The organism is Aeromonas sp. 102P, from assembly GCF_051920345.1.
Lineage (GTDB): Bacteria > Pseudomonadota > Gammaproteobacteria > Enterobacterales > Aeromonadaceae > Aeromonas > Aeromonas veronii.
Map to the genome: position 1 here is coordinate 3039975 of NZ_JBQBCZ010000001.1, position 18831 is coordinate 3058805.

At 56.8% G+C, this 18831-nt stretch carries 15 protein-coding genes and 1 pseudogene; 9 read left to right on the forward strand and 7 right to left on the reverse strand.

Features of this window, described 5'->3' with window-relative positions:
• The first annotated feature begins 20 nt into the window (after positions 1–20).
• From ACTG1K_RS14145 to ACTG1K_RS14170, 6 genes are all read left to right on the forward strand, one after another.
• Positions 21–1532, forward strand: coding sequence for a hypothetical protein (locus tag ACTG1K_RS14145; RefSeq protein WP_440006830.1), 1512 nt, complete (start codon positions 21–23; stop codon positions 1530–1532).
• A 13-nt stretch (positions 1533–1545) separates the two neighbouring features.
• Positions 1546–2145: a sigma-70 family RNA polymerase sigma factor gene (locus tag ACTG1K_RS14150; protein ID WP_005333245.1), complete on the forward strand. Its 600-nt coding sequence runs from the start codon at positions 1546–1548 to the stop codon at positions 2143–2145.
• The gene (locus ACTG1K_RS14155; protein WP_440005805.1) at positions 2138–2917 is read left to right on the forward strand and encodes a DUF3379 domain-containing protein; all 780 of its coding nucleotides are present in this window, start codon (positions 2138–2140) and stop codon (positions 2915–2917) included. The genes ACTG1K_RS14150 and ACTG1K_RS14155 overlap by 8 nt, the downstream gene beginning before the upstream one ends.
• Positions 2918–3319: 402 nt before the next feature.
• Positions 3320–4627 carry an outer membrane protein transport protein gene (locus tag ACTG1K_RS14160; protein ID WP_440005807.1) on the forward strand — a complete coding sequence of 436 codons (1308 nt, stop codon included), beginning with the start codon at positions 3320–3322 and terminating at the stop codon, positions 4625–4627.
• Positions 4628–4878: 251 nt separating this feature from the next.
• On the forward strand, positions 4879–6147 hold the full coding sequence (locus ACTG1K_RS14165) for an OmpP1/FadL family transporter (protein ID WP_144713061.1): 1269 nt from the start codon (positions 4879–4881) through the stop codon (positions 6145–6147).
• 115 nt (positions 6148–6262) lie between these two features.
• Complete coding sequence (locus ACTG1K_RS14170; RefSeq protein ID WP_005333249.1) at positions 6263–7486, forward strand: EAL and HDOD domain-containing protein; 1224 nt, start codon at positions 6263–6265, stop codon at positions 7484–7486.
• On the opposite strand, the gene ACTG1K_RS14175 is transcribed toward ACTG1K_RS14170, so the two are convergent.
• On the reverse strand, positions 7483–8658 hold the full coding sequence (locus tag ACTG1K_RS14175; protein WP_440005809.1) for a thiolase family protein: 1176 nt from the start codon (positions 8656–8658) through the stop codon (positions 7483–7485). The genes ACTG1K_RS14170 and ACTG1K_RS14175 overlap by 4 nt on opposite strands.
• A 122-nt stretch (positions 8659–8780) precedes the next feature.
• On the opposite strand from ACTG1K_RS14175, the gene ACTG1K_RS14180 reads away from it, so the two are divergent.
• A complete protein-coding gene (locus ACTG1K_RS14180; protein ID WP_005360322.1) occupies positions 8781–9173 on the forward strand; it encodes a MerR family transcriptional regulator in 393 nt (130 codons plus the stop codon).
• Between the two features lie 106 nt (positions 9174–9279).
• On the opposite strand, the gene rplY is transcribed toward ACTG1K_RS14180, so the two are convergent.
• The 5 genes from rplY to ACTG1K_RS14205 form a co-directional block, all read right to left on the reverse strand.
• Positions 9280–9567, reverse strand: coding sequence for a 50S ribosomal protein L25 (gene rplY / locus ACTG1K_RS14185; RefSeq protein WP_005333252.1), 288 nt, complete (start codon positions 9565–9567; stop codon positions 9280–9282).
• Positions 9568–9683: 116 nt separating this feature from the next.
• Positions 9684–10571 (reverse strand): hypothetical protein, encoded by an 888-nt coding sequence (locus ACTG1K_RS14190; RefSeq protein WP_425857455.1) that lies wholly within the window; start codon positions 10569–10571, stop codon positions 9684–9686.
• A 94-nt stretch (positions 10572–10665) separates the two neighbouring features.
• Complete coding sequence (gene hrpA / locus ACTG1K_RS14195; protein ID WP_429151196.1) at positions 10666–14580, reverse strand: ATP-dependent RNA helicase HrpA; 3915 nt, start codon at positions 14578–14580, stop codon at positions 10666–10668.
• A gap of 241 nt (positions 14581–14821) precedes the next feature.
• Positions 14822–15244 carry a CBS domain-containing protein gene (locus ACTG1K_RS14200; RefSeq protein WP_362771543.1) on the reverse strand — a complete coding sequence of 141 codons (423 nt, stop codon included), beginning with the start codon at positions 15242–15244 and terminating at the stop codon, positions 14822–14824.
• A 120-nt stretch (positions 15245–15364) separates the two neighbouring features.
• Positions 15365–16642 (reverse strand): HD domain-containing phosphohydrolase, encoded by a 1278-nt coding sequence (locus ACTG1K_RS14205; RefSeq protein WP_439963938.1) that lies wholly within the window; start codon positions 16640–16642, stop codon positions 15365–15367.
• A 133-nt stretch (positions 16643–16775) separates the two neighbouring features.
• Between ACTG1K_RS14205 and ACTG1K_RS14210 the strand changes: the two are divergent.
• Together ACTG1K_RS14210 and ACTG1K_RS14215 are read left to right on the forward strand one after the other, a co-directional pair.
• Positions 16776–17026 (forward strand): annotated as a pseudogene (locus tag ACTG1K_RS14210) (IS1-like element transposase); the annotation flags it as partial.
• Positions 17027–17095: 69 nt separating this feature from the next.
• Positions 17096–18258, forward strand: a protein-coding gene (locus ACTG1K_RS14215; protein ID WP_440005812.1) for an IS3 family transposase whose coding sequence is annotated in 2 segments (ribosomal slippage) — positions 17096–17351 and positions 17351–18258 — 1164 coding nt in all. Because the reading frame shifts where the segments join, the coding sequence is not laid out codon by codon here.
• A gap of 58 nt (positions 18259–18316) precedes the next feature.
• Here ACTG1K_RS14215 and ACTG1K_RS14220 read toward each other — a convergent pair.
• Positions 18317–18703, reverse strand: coding sequence for a septal ring lytic transglycosylase RlpA family protein (locus tag ACTG1K_RS14220; protein WP_440005814.1), 387 nt, complete (start codon positions 18701–18703; stop codon positions 18317–18319).
• Between the last annotated feature and the right edge of the window lie 128 nt (positions 18704–18831).

Here is an 18831-nt window from a genome sequence, read left to right on the forward strand (position 1 = left end):
CGCGAGCAGGATGGGGGCTGTTGCTCGCACTGGCGAGTCCACTTGGTTGGGCCCTACCCCCCCGGGCAGAGCTGCTGCCGGGAGCTGACCCCAGCGATTGGCTGCTGATCATCGAAGCGGATGGCGAGCGCCAGAGCAGCGAACTGGAGATCACCCCCCTACTGCGCCAGTTTGCAGTGGGCAGAGTGACCATGAGCCGGGTCACGACTCCGGTACAACAACTGACTCGCTGGCAGATCCCGCTGCACCAGAGCAATTCACCCGCAAATACCGAGGTGGTGATTGCCCCGCTCAAGCTCGGAAATGAGTTCACTCCCTCGCTCACCCTGCCATTGAGAGAGGTGAAAACAACGGCGCTGCCGCAACCCGCAGCCCCCTCGCCCCTCGAGATGCAGGCCCGCCTTGAGCATCAGGGCCCGCTCTATCCCGGCCAGCCGGTGATCTACCGCCTGACACTGTGGCTGCCCACCAGTATGCAAAACCCGGCCCTGAGCGAGCTTAGCTCTGCCCACTTCACCATCCGTCGCCTCGGTAGCGACGAGTGGATCGCCCCCGTTCAGGCAGGTCTGCCTGGCCGGCTCACCCGCAGCTGGCTTATTCAGGCAAAAGCGCCTGGGCTCTGGCATCTCGACTCACCCCGCTTGCAGGGGCAGCTCACGCAGCAAGGGGGAAAAGCGCAAAAACTCTCGGCCCGCGCGGCACCACTCGAGGTTCGGGTCGACAAAGCCCCCGCCACGCCGGTGGCCACCCGGCTGACCCTGAGTCAACGGCTTGAACCGGCCTCCACGGGGGAAGTGGGTGAACCACTGATCCGTATCCTCACCCTGACCATGGAAAATGGTGACAGCGGCCAGATACAGCTTGCCCCCCTGATGGCCCATCAACTGCCAAACGGCATACAGGCACATCCGGATGGCGAGCAACAGCAGGAGCGTTACCGTGATGGCAAGCTGCTGTTTGAGCGACAGTGGCGCCAGACTCTGGTCGCGGAGCAGAGCGGCGACTATCAGCTCCCCCCCATTGATCTGCCCTGGTTTAATACCCAAAGTGGCCGGATTGAGCAGGCCAGCCTGCCTGCCATCACGCTGACGTTTCAGGCAACGACAAATCGGCAACCTGATCAGCAGACATCACAGATGGCACTGCGAGAGAGCCTTTGGTGGGTCGTGCTGGCCGTGGCGCTGCGTACGCTATGGCGCCACTGGCCCCGCTGGCGAGCCTTCTATCAACTGCAACGTGCCCTTGCCCAACACCAGCCGGATGCCAGTCGCAAGGCACTGATCCGATGGGCGACCTTGCGCTGGCAGGTCTCCTATTATCAATTAGGCCAGTTGCCCGACGCTGGGCATAATCGGCTCGGCAACGCGCTCGCCGCACTCGAGCGAGCCTGTTTTGCACGGCCCTCTTCTGGCCCGCCCATCGAGTGGCGCGCTCTGGCGCGTACCCTCAGGTCTGATGAAACGGCCGGTATTGCGCATCTGATTTACCTGCTGGCGCACGGGGGGTCCCGCTCCCGCCGCTACGCGCCCTGACAAGGATTGCCCTATGGCACTGCTGTTTTTTAGAAAAAAACGTGCTCAGCAGCATATTGGTGGAAATGATCCGGCCACTTCGCCGGTCTCTGATCCCATGGCTGACAAACAAACCAAATTTGAAGCACTGGTTCATGCGCTGCATGGCGATCTCTATCGGTATGCCTACTGGCTGACCCGGGATCCCAACGTGGCGGAAGATCTGGTGCAAGAGACCTTCCTGCGTGCCTGGAAGGCTATCGACACCCTGCAGGATGACAAGGCGGCCAAAGGGTGGCTGATCACCATCCTCAGACGGGAGAACGCCCGCCGCTTTGAACGCAAACAGCTGGAGCTAGTGGATCTCGACGATCACCCTCAACCCCAGCACGATGCGCTGCACAGCGAGCAGGAGATGGAGAACGAGTGGTTGCACCGTCACATCGCCCGGTTGCCCGAGGAGTACCAGGAGCCACTGCTGCTGCAAGTCGTGGGAGGATTCAGTGGCGAGGAGATTGCCGAGATGCTCGGCCTCAACAAGAACACCGTCATGACCCGCCTGTTTCGCGCCCGCAACCAGATCAAGGAGGCGATGGAGCAGAAGAACCAAGCAAGAGGACACGGACATGGATGAACTCGAATTTCGCCGCAACGCCATGATCCAGCCCAACGATCAACAACCGGACTTTCTCAAAACCGCTGAAGCAAGCCAGGCTAATCGGAACTATCTCGACGAGATGAAACAGTTCGACAGAACTCTCAAGCATGCCATGCAGGTTGAGGTTCCCGCCGGACTGGCCGAGCGGATCCTGCTCAGGCAAGCCATGCTGCAAGACAGTGATGCGCCAGATGATATGCAGCCATCCCGCCCCCTTGGCACGGCGCCAGTCAAGCTCCGGACATCGACATCCTGGCGCCAGATCGCCCTGGCTGCATCGGTCGCCTTCCTGCTGGGAATGAGCACCCGCTGGATCACGCTGCCAGAAACGGCTCCTGCGGCCCTCTCCCTCGCACAGGTAGCGATGGCTCATGTCTATGGCGAAGAACCCTTTATTGAAGGTGTCGATGAGCAGGTCAATCTCCATAACATCAATGCCAAGATGGAGAAGTATGGCGCCACCTTGAGCGGGATGGATGGGCTCAAGGTGACCTATGTCAATCACTGCTCGTTTTATCAGGGACCAGCCTTGCACATGGTGATCCAGGGAAAGATGGGGCCAGTCACCCTCTTTTTAGTGCCCAAACATGTGCCATTAACCCTGCAACAGGCCACCTTTGAAGATGGCACCCTCAAAGGGGAGATTGTCCAGCTCAAAGGCGCCAATATGGTACTGATTGGCGAGATGAAAGAGCCACTTGCCCCCGTTGCCAACGCCCTGCAGTCACGTCTGCAGTGGGACATTTAACATCGCTGGTTAACAACCTCAGATCCATCCTCAATAGCAGGCGGCGGTCACGAGCCGCTGCCTGTTCCCCCCCTGATTACTCCCCTTTGTCACTCATTTGCCTCAAGATTTCGAAAAATTGACAAAATTATTTTTGTGACGGAGATCGGCAATCCAGGTCAATAATCCATCTTTAGACCCTGAAAATGATGAATTAAACAGCAAGTTAAAACAAATGATTAACACATCGATCACTTTTATGTATTCTGCTGTCACTGGTCTGATTTCTTACCTCCTACCAGATCCATAGAATCACGCCAGAATTGATTGGGAAGAAGCTGAAATAAAAACGGATTTTGTCGAGGTTTGCATTGAACGTGCAGCCAATATCGGCAAAAAAATCTGCCTACAAGAGAGAACACCATGACGACAACTATTTTCAAGAAGAGCCTGATTGCCGCCACCATCGCGCTGGCCACCGGTCAAGTCCATGCTGCGGCATTCCAGTTGAACGAGCACTCGGCCTCCGGTCTGGGTCGCGCCTATGCCGGTGAAGCAGCTATTGCCGACAACGCCTCCGTTCTGGCCCGTAACCCTGCGGCCATGACCACCTTCGACAAGATGGCAGTTTCTGTCTCCGGCACCTACATCAAACCGGATGTCGATGTGGATGGTGCTGTTTACGCTGGCGCGAACAAAATGGCGCCAGCCAGCGAAAGTGGCATTGCTCCGGCAGCCTTCGTTCCCGCCTCCTACTTTATTCAGCCGCTGAATGACCAGTGGGCTTGGGGTATTGGCATCTTCTCCAACTACGGTCTCTCCACCGAATACTCCAAAACCTTTACAGCAGGCTCAGCTGCTGGCGATACAGAATTAGTAACTTTTAACATCAACCCGAATATCGCCTATAGGGTTAATGAACAGTTCAGTGTTGGTGCTGGTATCAACGCAGTTTACGGCGCGGCCGAGCTGAATCGATACAAAGGCTCATTACCGATCCCTGGCTTAAACACCGACTCCAAAATTTCATCGATGAAAGGTGATACTTGGGGCTTTGGCTGGAACATTGGGACTCTTTATGAGATCAACGAAAATAACCGTTTAGCTCTCACATATCGCTCTCAAGTTGACCTCAAATTTAAAGGTGATTACAGCAATGACATTAACCCACTAATCCCAGGTTTAGGTGGCCTTGGAGGTAAAACTGTTGATGGACAACTAAACCTTGATTTGCCTGCTCAGGCTGAGTTCGCAGGTTACCACCGTCTAAACCAACAATTTGCAGTGCACTATTCAGTTAACTGGACTGATTGGAGTGCGTTTGAAGAACTTAAAGCAACTGGTTCCCAGTGTGGTGTTGGTACAGCCAATCCGGGGGTCTGTTTGCAAAAGCCAGAAAAATTTAAAGACTCACTCCGTTATTCCATCGGCGGTACTTGGTATGTCAACCCTGCTTGGGAAGCTCGTCTGGGCTTTGCCTATGACAACACCCCGATCGAAGCTGACTACCGCAGCCTGAGCATTCCCGACTCAGACCGTATCTGGTACAGCGCCGGTGCCACCTACCATATCAACACCGATATGAGCGTTGACTTTGGTATGGCTTATCTGGACGGTAAAGAAGTTGACGTCAACGAAGGTCTACGTAGCCACTCCGACAGCCTGCGTTGGAAAGGAACTTCCCACGGCAACGCCTTCCTGGCCTCTGCCCAGTTCAACATGAAGTTCTGATTATTGATAGAATTGAAAGAGCGCCGTCAGGCGCTCTTTTTTATCCGCAAAAGCCAGCTCAGCGTACACATGTAGCACACACCTGTTTGTTTTTCTTTTTTAATCAAGCTATTAGAGTGCATCATCCCAGCATTTAATCTTGTTTTATCCAGATACTGGCCATTACCGTTGCCTTACTGGTCATACCATATAAAATCCTGCCTCCATTCATATGACCGATTGAACCTTCGGGTAACAGCAAGGATTTTGCCATGCATCCCATCATCAAACCGTCCGCCATCGCCCTGCTGGTGATCGCGGGTCAGACTCATGCCGCCGGGTTCCAGCTGGCTGAACAGTCCGCTACAGGCATGGGACGCGCCTTTGCCGGTGAGGCCGCCATCGCGGATAACGCCAGTGTGCTCTCCCGCAATGCAGCAGCCATGACCCGCTTCGATCAGATGGCGCTCTCTGGCGGAGTCATCTATGTCAGTCCTGACGTCAATATTGAAGGTAACACCCGCTTGCCGACCAAAGCCGGTATCGTCACCTCCGACGCCAGTGCACACGATATTGCCGCCGCGGCCTGGGTTCCCAACGCCTATCTGATCATTCCACTCAACGAGCAGTGGCGACTCGGCTTCTCGGCAACCTCTTACTACGGCCTTGGCGTCAAGATGCCGGATAACTACAGCGCGGGACACTTTGGCAATGTCTCCGATATCAAGACCATGGATCTGGGTACCTCACTCGCCTATCGCATCAATGAGATGTGGTCAATTGGTGCCGGGATCTCTGCTATTCAGGGCGAAGGCGAAGTCGGTGGCACCTTCCCTTCTCGCAACCTGATCGCAAAACATTTGCAAGGGGATGGCTGGGCATGGGGCTGGAATGTCGGCACCTTGCTGGAGTTGTCCGAACAAACCCGAATTGGCCTCTCCTACCGTCACGATGTCACTTTGACCCTCTCGGGAGATGCTATCGTGGGCCGACCCAATGCAGATGGCTCAGTTACCGAAATCAGAGATACCGGCAGTCTGGATCTGCCGTTGCCAGCGACGGCAGAGTTGGCGGCATTCCATCAGCTGACTGACAAGCTGGCTATCCACGGCAGCCTGAACTGGACCAACTGGAGCAAATTCGTTCAGTTGGAAGCTGATCTCAACAATTTGCAGAACATGCACATCAAGGATGAGCACTGGGAAGATAGCTGGCGCTACGCCATCGGTATGACCTATCAGGTCACTCCCAAGTGGCAACTGCGCTCCGGTGTGGCCTATGACGCCAGCCCTGTGCCAGCCGATCGTCGTACCATTTCCATCCCGGATGCCGATCGGCTCTGGTACAGCCTGGGAATGGGGTATCAGTTCACGCCCAACCTGACCGTGGATCTGGGGCTGACCCTGATCGATGGCAAAAAGGTGGATGTCACTGAAAAAATGGAGCTGCAACCGGGTAATCCGATGACGACCTCCACCTTCCAAGGCACTTCCGAAGGGGATGCCTGGCTGGCTGGTGCACAATTGAGCTATCTCTTCTAAATTCCTTCCCTGCAAAAAACGCTATGCCAATTATTGCCTTACTCAATAAGGTGAACACTGGCATAGTGTTCTGCAACACCATAAAATCAACCCAGTACCTTTACTGGAGCAAGGCATGTATTCCTACGTAGCAAGACAGCCGATCCTCGACAGAGACCTCAAAACTCATGCCTATGAGCTGCTCTTTCGCGATAGTCTGAATAATGTCTTCCCGAGCATCTCCTCCCAACAGGCGACGTCACGCTTGGTGGTCGAACAGTTCCTGCAACAAAATATCGATCAGCTCTTGGGCGGCCGCCCCTGCTTTATCAACTTCCCCCACTCACTGCTGCTGGAGGGATTGGCAGAGTGCCTGCCGCCCGAAAAAGTGGTGATTGAGATCCTGGAAGATTCCCCACCGGATGATGCCCTGCTGGAAAAGGTGAAACAGCTGCACAAGCTGGGATATCAACTGGCACTCGATGACTTCACCATGTCGCCGGATTGGGAGCGCTTTCTCCCCTTTATCCACATCATCAAGTTTGATCTTCGTGCCACCCCCCTGATGCAGATCAAAGTGTTTATCCAGCGGCATCAGACGCTGGGGCTCACCTATCTGGCGGAAAAAGTAGAGGACAAGGCGGAGTTCGAGCGGGTCAAACAGCTGGGGATCCAGTTGTTCCAGGGCTTTTTCTTCAGCAGACCCGAGATGGTCAAGCAAGCCACTATGGAGCCAGCGCAAGTCGTGGTGATGCAGTTGCTCAACGTGGTCAACGAGGCAGAGCCTGATATCAACAAGATTGAGCAGCTACTCGGTCAGGATATCTCCCTCTCTCTCAAGCTGTTGCGCTATGTCAACCATCTCAAAGGTCACACCAACCCTATTTCGTCATTTCGCCAGGCTGCCATCTATCTGGGCAACACCCAGCTAAAGCGCTTTGTCTCGCTGGTAGCCGCGACCAGCGCCGGCAAGGGCAAGAGCGCCGAGCTCTACCAGATGTCGATGATCCGAGCCCGATTCTGTGAACTGCTGGCCCACGCCCACGCCCCGAGCCAGCAGGCACAACAGGCCTTTATCACTGGTCTCTTCTCCCTGCTGGATGTACTGATGGAGCAGCCGATGGACAAGCTGCTCGGCACTATCCCTCTTATCGACGATATTCGGCTGGCGCTGCTGGAGCGAAAAGGCAATCTCGGTTTCTACCTCGCGTTTTGTGAAGATTACGAGAGCGCCAACTGGTCACGGGTAACGGCCAGAACAGCCCGCCTGGGGCTGAGCGAGGATAAGGTGAGTCACCTCTATCTGGCCGCCACCACCTGGGTCACGGAACAACTGCTGGCGATGGAAGCCACCAATTAATTCGTCTCGTCATTCACCTCGACCGCGATAGCTGTCGCCTCCCCGCCCCCGATACAGAGCGCGGCCACGCCTCGCCGCAAACCCCGTTGCCGCAGCGCGGCGATCAGCGTCACCAGAATGCGCGCGCCACTCGCACCCAGCGGATGACCAAGCGCACAGGCCCCACCATGCACATTGACCTTGTGATGAGGGATGCCGACCCCGCTCATGGCCAGCATGGTGACCATGGCGAAGGCCTCGTTGATCTCGAACAGATCCACCTCTTCCACCGACCATGCAAGACGCGCCAGCAAGCGTGAAATGGCGCCAATGGGCGCAGAGGTAAACTCGGCGGGCAATGCTGCATGGCTCTGATAACCGACGATCCGTGCCAGCACTGGTACCTGCCAGGCTTGCGCCGTGGCGCCATCCATCAATATCAGCGCCGCCGCACCGTCCGAGATAGAGCTCGAATTTGCTGCCGTAATGGTGCCCTCCTTGCCAAACGCTGGCTTCAGGGTAGGGATCTTCTCCGGTCTGCCCTTGCCGGGCTGCTCGTCTTCGGCCAGCCACAAGCACTCACCGCGATAGACACTTGCCAGCTCGGATGCAAACGCGCCGGCTTGCTGTGCATCGCGCGCACGCTGCAACGACGCAAGAGCAAACTCATCCATGGCACTGCGGGTCAAACCGGCCAGATCGGCGCTGCGCTGGGCATGCACCCCCATCAGCTGGCCATCATAGGCATCTTGCAAACCGTCGAGGAATAGGTGGTCCAGCACCTTTTGATGCCCCATCCGAAAGCCGCTGCGGGCATTATCCAGCAGATAGGGGGCACGGCTCATACTCTCCATCCCCCCCGCGACCACTACCCTGTTGTCACCAAGGCGGATGGTATCCGCCGCCAGCATCACTGCTTTCATGCCGGATCCGCACACCTTGTTGACCGTGGTAGCAGGCACACTATCTGGCAACCCTGCTTTCAACAACGCCTGCCGGGCTGGCGCTTGCCCCACGCCCGCCGCCAGCACATTGCCCATAAGCACTTCATCGACCTGCTCCGGACTCAGCCCACTTTGCTGCAGTGCCGCCTCAATGGCATAGGCACCCAACTCAGGCGCAGTTACCTCTGCCAATGCCCCCTGAAACGCCCCCATCGGAGTCCGTTTTGCCGCCACAATTGCAATATCCATTTGCCAGCCTCTGTTTGTTACATGGCCATAACATAGGGGTTCTGACGCAATGGAACAAGAGTTGCAGTGCAGTTTACGTTTAGGTAAGGTGCAGACAGGATTTAGTTCGCCAAGAAGTCTGTATGAACAACAAGGATGAAGGACGGCGCTTCAGCATCAGTGAGCTGGCCCGGGAATTTGATATTACGACGCGCAGTATCCGCTTTTATGAGGATCAGGGGTTACTCAATCCCGCCCGAGAGGGACAAACCCGCATTTACAGCAAGCAGGACCGGGTTCGCCTCAAGCTCACCCTGCGCGGCAAGCGGCTCGGGTTCAGCCTCGCCGAGATCCGCGAGCTGTTTGATCTCTATGATGCAGACAAGAGCAGCCGCACCCAGTTACAGACCATGCTGGGACTGGTTGAGGAGAAACGGGAGACACTGCAACAGCAGATGGAAGATATCAGGATGGTGCTGCTGGAGCTGGATGCCGCCGAGCAGCGCTGTCAACAGGCCCTTAGCCAGCTGGGATAACCGCATTGCTGGCTTATCAGGTAAAGTCCTTTCAGCCTGTCACAAGATGCCAGATAGCAAAAAGCCACTCCCGAGAGTGGCTTTTCTTCAACCTGACGGTTCGCTATTAAACGCGAACGAAGTCCAGGTGGATCAGCTTGTAACGTACCGGGTGACGCTGGATAGCTTTCACTTTTACGTTAACTTCTTCACCGTTGATAACCAGAGTCAGTACAGACTCATAGAATTCCGGCTTCTCTTGAGCCAGGATCATTTTCTTGTGGTCAACAGTGATGGACAGGGCTTCTTTGCCTGCACCGTAAACGATGGCAGGAACTTGGTCAGCTTGACGCAGGCGGCGGCTCGCACCTTTCCCCAGGTCAGAACGGACTTCAGCTTGGAATACGAAAGACATAGTATGTATCTCTTTTGGATGAATTTATGGTGCTAACTGCGACCGGTCAGCACCTCGCAAAACGAGCGCGAATACTACCACGGGCCAAATTCGGATACAAGGTACCGACTCTGCATTTAGCGCCCCTGCTCCAACCGGGCGAATTGCTGCTGACGCTGGGCTGGGCTCAGGGCATCAAACCGCGCCAGGGTCTCGGCGCGCGGGCAGTAGAGTCCCTCCCCCGTTCTGACCCGAATGCTCTTGCCAAGCCGCTGCTGGTTCTCTGCCACCAGCGCCAGCAAATAGCTGTAGGTATCGGCTCCCCGGGCGCTGGATAACTGGTTGGCAATGCGCCACAGGGTCTCCCCTGCTGCGACCTGATGACACACAGTTTGTGGACCGCCGGCCGCAGGAGCCGAGAGGGTAAGCATGGCGTCACTGCCTGCGGATAAGCTAGCCGTGTGGCTGGCGAGCGCCATATCGTCGCTCGCTACTCCCTCATCTCCTTTGGCACCACTCATCCCCGCAGTGCGAAACGTCACTCCCAGCTGAGCCAGTAGAGGTTCGCTCTCGTCGGGGTCGATGGGCATATCAACACCACCGAACGCCTCTTGAGGTGTGCGAAACTCGGCGATAAAGGGCGCGATAGGTTGCGCCTGATAAGCAGGGGATCCACTCCCCTGCTGCACGATTGCACCAGCCGCAACAGCCTGCCCGGGGACAACCCCATAAGCCATCTCGTCGATGCGCCGCAGCCTTGCCAGATAGGTTTTGGAGAGCTGCGCCTCCCCCTCGAACAGATCGAAGGGGGGCACCAACCTAGCTGGAAAGAGGATCTGCCAGCGACCCTGCTTCTGCTTTTGGGCCAGCGGCGGAAACTGATTGCCACGCCAGGCCACAAACATCGCAGGCGGCGTGCGCGCCAGCGGGTAATATTCCGGGTTCAACTGCACCCAGGTTTGTTCCGCGATGGGTTGATAACCGCTGATCACCACCTGCGCCACACTCAACCAGATCCCCAGCATCCTTGCCTCCCTGACTTCCGTTTAAAAGGGCCCACCACCTTGGCAACCCCTTCCCACACTCTATATCACGCAGTTAAAACAGACAGATAGCAGCTTAGCACTGAGCGATGGCGTTAAGCACCCGTTTATCGGAGACCGGATAAGGGGTCCCCAGATTCTGGGCAAAAAACGATACCCGCAGTTCCTCGATCATCCAGCGGATATTGGCCACCTCGGTGGGAATAAGCTGGGATTTGGGGATCTTGGCCAGCAGCGCCTTGTACTCCGACTCCACGCTATGCACCTTGAGCATGTAGACCCGATCCCGGTTGGGATCGATAGCCAGCTTTTCGAGACGCCGCTCGATGGCCCGCAGATAGCGCAGCAAATCAGGCAACCGCTGCCAGCCGGTCTCGGTGACAAAACCTTTGTGAATAAGGTTGCCGAGCTGCTGCTGGATATCGGACATGGCAAAAGCGGTGTCGAGCTGCATCTTGCCCTTGAGCCGCTTCTTGATCTCATGGGACAGCGTCAGCACGGCTTCCACCTGCTTGGCCACCTCCACTACCGCATCGTTGAGCTCGGCGCGAACAAACTCCTTGAGCGCCTCGAAACCGGCCTCGTCCCAAGCCAGCCCGCCATGCTGCTCGATGAGCTTGTCGCAGCCACAGGCGATACAGTCATCAATCAGCTCCGCAACCTTGCCAAACGGATTGAAATAGAGCCCGAGCTTGGCCTTGTTGGGCAGCTTCTCCTGCAGATACTTGATGGGAGATGGCACGTTGAGCAGCACCAGCCGGCGCTGACCGGCCCACATCAGCTGCTGCTGCACCACCGGGCTCTCCACCAGCTGAATAGCGACCGAGTCCTTCTCGTCCACCAACGCCGGATAAGCTTTCACCTCGAAGCCGCCGCGCTTCTGGCTGTACTCTTGGGGCAATTCACCAAAGCTCCACAGAGTGAGGCCGGACTGCTCGATATCATCGTCCGCCACTTGTGACAGGGTCTCCTGTACCTTGCCACGCAGCGACTCTTTCAATGCCTCCAAATCTTTCCCTTCCGCCACCTTCTTGTGCTTATCATCCACCACCCGGAAGGTGAGTTTCAGGTGATCGGGCACAGCAGTCCAGTCCCAGGATTCACGAGGTACGGTGACGCCGGTCATGCGGCGCAGCTGACGCTCCATCTCGTCCAGTAGCGGCCCCTGTTCGGGGTTGATGCTGGCTAGCAGCGCATCGGCATAGTTGGGGGCTGGCACAAAGTTCTTGCGCATCGGTTTTGGCATCGACTTGATGAGGGCCACCAACAGCTCGTGACGCAGCCCCGGGATCAACCACTCGAACCCCTTCACCTCCACCTGATTCAGGAGCGGCAGCGGAATATGCAGGGTCACGCCATCGGCGGCCTCCCCCGGCTCGAACTGATAGGTCAACTTGAGCTTGAGGCGCCCCTGCTGCCAGAAGTTGGGGTAGTCGAGATCGCTGATGTGGGCAGCATCCCCCTTCATCAACATCTCTTTTTCGAAGTTGAGCAGCTCGGCGTCCCGCTTTTGCGCCTCTTTCCACCACTTGTCGAAATGGCGAGCGGAGATCACCTCCTCCGGCAAACGAGCATCGTAGAAGCGGAACAGGTCCTCGTCATCCACCAGGATGTCGCGCCGACGGGACTTGTGCTCCAGCGCCTCCACCTCGGCCAGGAGCTTGCGGTTATCGCTGAAGAAGCGGTGACGGGTCTCGAAATCCCCCTCCACCAAGGCGCGGCGGATAAAGAGCTCGCGGCACAGCGCCGGATCGATACGGCTGAAGTTGATGGTGCGCTCGTTGACCAGAGTCAGACCATAGAGGGTCACCTTCTCTTTGGCCATTACAGCGCCGTTTTTCTTCGACCAATGTGGGTCGCTGTGGTGCAGCTTGATGAGGTGGCCTGCCAGCGGCTCCACCCACTCGGGCTCAATCTTGGCGTTGATGCGAGCGTAGAGGCGCGAGGTCTCCACCAATTCTGCGGCCATCACCCACTTGGGCGGCTTCTTGAACAGACCCGAGGCCGGGAAGAGGTGGAAGCGGCCGTTGCGGGCGCCAAGGAACTCGGGCTTTTCCAGATCCTTGTTGCCGATGTGGCTCAAGAGGCCGGTCAGCAGGGCACAGTGCACCGTCTTGAAATCCGCCGGTTCATGGTTGGCTTTAAAACCCAGCTCCTTGACCGTCTGACGCAGCTGGAAGTGAATGTCCTGCCATTCACGCACCCGCAGGTAGGAGAGAAACTCCTTCTGGCACATGCGGCGGAACGGGTTGCTGCCAAGGGCATCCTGCTGCTCTTTCAGGTAATTCCACAGATTGACGAAGGCAAGGAAATCGGAATCCTTGTCCTCAAAGCGTCTGTGCTGCTCGTCGGCGGCCTGCTTCTTCTCCATGGGCCGCTCGCGGGGATCCTGAATGCTGAGGGCCGCGGTGATCACCATCACCTCGCTCAGACAGCCAGTCTGCGCCGCGCTGATCACCATCTTCGCCAGACGCGGATCAAGTGGGATGCGCGAGAGCTGGCGACCGGTCTCGGTCAGCTGCAACTTGGCTTCGCGCTCACCGGTGGCGGGCAGCTCGCGCACCGCCTCCAGCTCTTTCAAGAGAGTCAGGCCATCCTTAATATGGCGCGACTCAGGCGGCTCGACGAACGGGAAAGCCTCCATATTGCCAAGGCCGAGCGCCAGCATCTGCAGGATGACGGAGGCCAGGTTGGTACGCAGGATCTCGGGGTCGGTAAAGGCGGGACGGCTGTTGAAATCCTCCTCCGAGTAGAGGCGGATACAGATACCATCCGCCACCCGGCCGCAGCGCCCTTTACGCTGGTTGGCGCTGGCCTGGGAGACCGGCTCGATGGGCAGGCGCTGCACCTTTGTACGCCAGGAGTAACGACTGATGCGGGCGGTGCCCGGGTCAATGACGTAACGAATGCCCGGCACCGTCAGCGATGTCTCCGCCACGTTGGTGGCCAGCACAATGCGTCGCCCAGCATGGGGCTGGAACACCTTGTTCTGCTCGGCGTTGGAAAGACGCGCGTAAAGCGGCAACACCTCGGTATCGCGCAGATTGAGCTTGCGCAAGGCATCGGCGGTATCGCGGATCTCCCGCTCGCCGTTCATGAAGATGAGGATATCCCCCACCCCCTCGCGGGCCAGCTCTTCCACCGCATCGAAGATCCCCTGCAGCTCGTCACGCTCTTCCAGACCTTCGTTCTTGTCACTGCTTTTTTTATCAACAAATAGTGGACGGTAGCGCACCTCCACCGGATAAGTGCGGCCGGAGACCTCAATCACCGGCGCCTTGTTGAAATGGCGGGAGAAGCGTTGCGGGTCGATGGTGGCCGAGGTGATGATCACCTTGAGATCGGGGCGCTTGGGCAACAGCTGCTTGAGATAACCCAGAATGAAGTCGATATTGAGGCTGCGCTCGTGGGCCTCATCGATGATGATAGTGTCGTACTGGGTGAGCATCCGGTCGTTCTGGATCTCCGCCAGCAGAATACCGTCAGTCATCAGCTTGATGTGGGTCTGCTCGCTCACCTGATCGGTAAAGCGGACCTTATAACCCACGTAGTGGCCGAGTTCGGACTCCATCTCTTCGGCAATACGAGCCGCGACGGTGCGGGCTGCCAGACGGCGCGGCTGGGTGTGGCCAATAAAACCCTTCACTCCGCGCCCGAGCGCCAGACAGATCTTGGGGATCTGGGTGGTTTTGCCCGAGCCGGTTTCCCCGGCGATGATCACCACTTGATGCTCTTGAATGGCCTTGGCGATCTCAGCCTGCTTCTGGCTCACCGGCAGGTTGTCCGGATAGGTGACCTTGGGCACTCCGGCCAGACGGGTTTGATAGCGCGCTTCGGCGGCGGCCAAATCAGCGGCGATGGTCTCCAGCACGGCGGCCTGTTTGCCTTCAGGCAGCTTCTTGACCCCGTGCAGACGGCTGGAAAGGCGGCGGGCGTCGAGATTCATGCAGGCAGAGAGACGGCGGCGCAGCGCCTCGATAGAGAGAGACAAGGTACGAATTCCTTAAATAGGTGCCCAGAGGGGCCATATCGATTAGCTGCGAGCGATCCTAAAGAGCGAGCGGGAACGGTGCAAGCCTTAACGTAGCGTTATATATGGGAAGACAGAGAGATTGGCCGATCTTCATATATGGCAGAACAATTATTGTAAGATGGCATAACACGAATAAATGGCAGCATATGAAATATGCCAAGGCAAGCCGAAGCTTGCCTTGGGAGAGAGAAAAACAGGGCTAACCGTGGGTGTGATGGACAAAACAGGTGGTGAGCTGGGCGTGAATGGCCTGCATGACATTGTGACGATTGATGACACCGAGCAGACGCCCCTCCTCCACCACCGGATAGATCTTCGGCTTTTGTCCCATCATCATCTCCGCCAGACTCAAAATGCTGGTATCTGGTCCCACCGACAGCACCTCCTTGCGCATCACATCCTTGACCTGCGCCACCTGTTCGCAGTGATAGGCCTCCTTAAGCAGCACTGCGATGCAATCCTGCTCGGAGATCCAGCCAATCAGATGGCCCTGCTCATCCACCACCGGGCCACCGAGCTGATGACTGTTCAGAAATTTCTCGACCGCAGCTTGCACCATCATGTCGGCAGTGAAGGTGATGGGTCTGCTCTGCATATAATCCTTGGCTTTTAGCGATTCCATATCTGCTCCCCTACGGTAGTCCATCAAGCTGGCGTCTTGTGCGCCGGTACCGGCACCATGCTCGGCTTGTTCCAAGCATAGCTGGCTCGCAGCAGTATGAGTCAGCGGCCAGCCTCTCCCTCAATTGATGGCATGATCCGGCTCGCGATCCGGAATGGCTGCCATCATCATCTGCGGCAGGTGATCGGCCAGCACCGCCACTACAGCGGGATCGACCCGCCCCTGATCCGCCAGTTGCTGCATAAAGGTCAATGCGTCACGGGCAGGCAGGCCGCGGCGATAAGGTCTGTCCTGCACCATTGCCTGAAAAATATCGGCAACCCGCAGGATCCGCGCTTCGAGCGCCATGGCGGATGCTGGCAGGTGGAACGGATAGCCCTCCCCATCAGGCTCCTCATGGTGATAGGCCGCCCAACAGGCAATCTCTTCAAACCCTTCGATATGGCGCAGGATCTGGTAAGTCTCGAAGCTGTGGGTATTGATGATGGCCCGCTCCTCTTTCGTCAGGCTGGCAGGCTTGTCGAGGATCTCGTCCGGCACCCTGAGCTTGCCCAGATCATGCAGCAAACCGGCGATCTCCAGCATGTCACAATGGATGGCACTGACTCCCATCAATTCTGCCAGTGCCCGAGACAACCTGCTCACACCGAGTGAATGCGTCATCGTGAATGGGCTTTTGGCATCGACAATGCCGGAGAAGATCTGCGCCAGCGCTTTTAGCTCCCCGTTGAAGGTCAGGCAAGGCTCCCGCACCTGCAGCATCTCCAGCATGTAATCATTGATGGAGCGCACTTCCAGCTGCAGCCAGAATGCCTCAGAGCGAGACGCCTTGAGGAAGGCATCCACCAGCTCGGGGGCAAAGAACTCGTCACGGAAATCCTGCAGGCGTGCGCGGATCTCGTTGGTATGCATCAACAATGAACCATCGCCATAGTAGGGCGCCGCCAACGCATCGCAGCGATCCACCAGAAAGATAAGGTTGGCCTGACGGGCTACATTGGGGTCCACATCAGCCATTTCGCGCAGCAGGTGCCAGTGGGTGTGGTGATAACGGATAGGCAGGGCCAGTGGGGCCAGCAAACGGAAATCCTTGAGCAGCTGATATCCCACCTCGCAGTGGCGCTGGGAGGACTCCCAATCGAACTCGCTGACCAGATGATGATGGGTGATGGTCGAGGAGACACCGATATCATGCAGCACCCCCAGCTCGAACAGCAGACAGCGCTCGGCCTCACTCATCCCCAGCTCCCGACTGCACTCGGCAGCCATAATCCCGACCCGTTTACCGTGGGCCACATCGCCAATGCCCACCAGATCCAGCGAGGCTGACAGGGCATACACCACCTGCCTTAGATCCACTTGCAATGAAAAGGGGGCTGCGCCCTGCGCTCTGTCCATGATCCGGGTCCCATGCGATGTTGTCGTATCAAACTGGCGCTGTTTTATCCTTCGCCTTCTATCAACTTAGTCAATAGCCGAGCCTTTTACCTTGTTTTGGTGATGCCTCCGAACGGTTGAGATGGTATGGTGGGTGCTTTTGAGATTTATGGATTCATGGCATCCATCACCGTTTACTGTCCTCGTTGCAACTCTGACCACGTATATCGTCATGGGAAGACCCCTGCTGGCCATGTTCGCTATCGTTGCCCCGCCTGTCCGCAAGTGTTTCAGCTCAACTAGACCTATGAAGCCCGCAAGCTTGGCGTTAAAGACAAGATTGTTGATATGGCCTTCAACGGCTCAGGTGTTCGTTATACTGCTCGCGTCCTCAAGATTGGCATCATGTAGTGGTCTAATCATCCCGGACACCATTTTAGGTGGTACAGTCGCCACCATGACCTGAGGTGTTCAATGACAAGATTACGTCGCTCATTTACTGCCGAATTCAAACTCGAAGCCGCATCCTTGGTGCTCGACCAGGGATATTCTGTCCCTGAAGCCAGCCGTTCACTGGATGTCGGTGAAACTGTACTCCGTCGCTGGGTTCAGCAACGGCAATCCGAACGAACTGGCACAACCCCAATCGGCAAAGCACTGACTCCGGAGCAGCAAAAAATCCAGGAGCTGGAAGCCCGTATCAATCGACTCGAACGAGAAAAGGACATTCTAAAAAAGGCTACTGCTCTCTTGATGGCGGACGAGTTCACACGTACGCGCTGATAGACCGATTAAGGGAGCAAGCCCCCATCACCCTGGTCTGTTGCGCTTTCGATGTTCCAACATCCTGTTTTTACGACTATCTGGCCCGCAGGCGGGCGATTAACCGTGAGCGCATGCAGCCGCGCTCTGAGTTGCGCCGTTTGTTCAAAGCGAGCCGGAACTCAGCGGGCAGCCGCGCCTTGATGTCGATGATGCGGGGGTTGGGATATCAGATTGGTCGATTCAAAGTACGTAACCTGATGAAGGAAGCCGGGCTGGTATCCAAGCAACCGGGCGCTCATCGCTATCAGGTCGCTCGGTCTGAACGACCGGACATTCCCAATCTGCTGGCCCGCGAATTTGATGTCCAGCAACCCAATCAGGTGTGGTGTGGCGATATCACCTACGTCTGGGCAGGTGGCCGTTGGCATTACCTGGCAGCGGTTCTTGACCTGCACACCCGGCGGGTCGTGGGCTGGGCGATGTCTGATAAGCCTGATGCAGAATTGGCAATCAAAGCACTGGAGATGGCCTATCAGCAGCGGGGTTGCCCATCCGGTATGCTATTTCACTCTGACCAGGGCTGCCAATATGGTAGCCGGGCATTTCGGCAACGACTGTGGCGCTATCGCATGACCCAGAGTATGAGTCGGCGTGGCAACTGCTGGGATAACGCCCCGATGGAACGGTTGTTCAGAAGCCTGAAGTCAGAGTGGCTCCCGGCTATGGGATATATGAGCTTGCGAGAGGCGAAGCGGGATATCAGTTACTACCTGATGGATTACTACAACTGGCGTCGTCCACATTGCCACAATGACGGGATGCCACCAGCAAAAGCCGAAGAACGGCCTAACCAAGTGTCCGGATTTAGTTGACCACTACAGATCTGCAGAGCCCATCATATTCCACCAAACTCTGCGACATCGTAAGTGGTCACAGCACCTCAACCTTTACTTTGATAATCCCGTCGCGAATATTGCCGATGGCACTAAACGCAGATTTGGAGAGATCGATAATACGTCCTCTTTTAAAGGCGCCGCGGTCATTGACCTTGACCACTACACTCTTGACGTTGGCGAGGTTGGTGACCCGCACCATGGCGCCAAAGGGCAATTCCATATGGGCGGCGCTATTGAGGTTGTTACGATATAACTCGCCGCTGGCGGTCTTTTTGCCGTGATAGCGGTCGGCATAATAGCTGGCATAGCCGGTTTCGCTATAGCCGCGCCAGTTGCCGCCGTGACTCTCGTCATAACGGCTGCTACAGGCCGCCAGCAGCAGGCAAAGAGATAACAGCAGCCCTTTCTGGATATGTTGCACCTTTCCCCTCTCCTCTCTTCTTTCCACTCTGCGCTATTTTTGCATCTTCGATGCGGCCGGTGACGCTGGCGACACGCTTGCAGGCGGGAGCTCTCACCTTGCCATAGATCCAAGGCACTCACCATGTT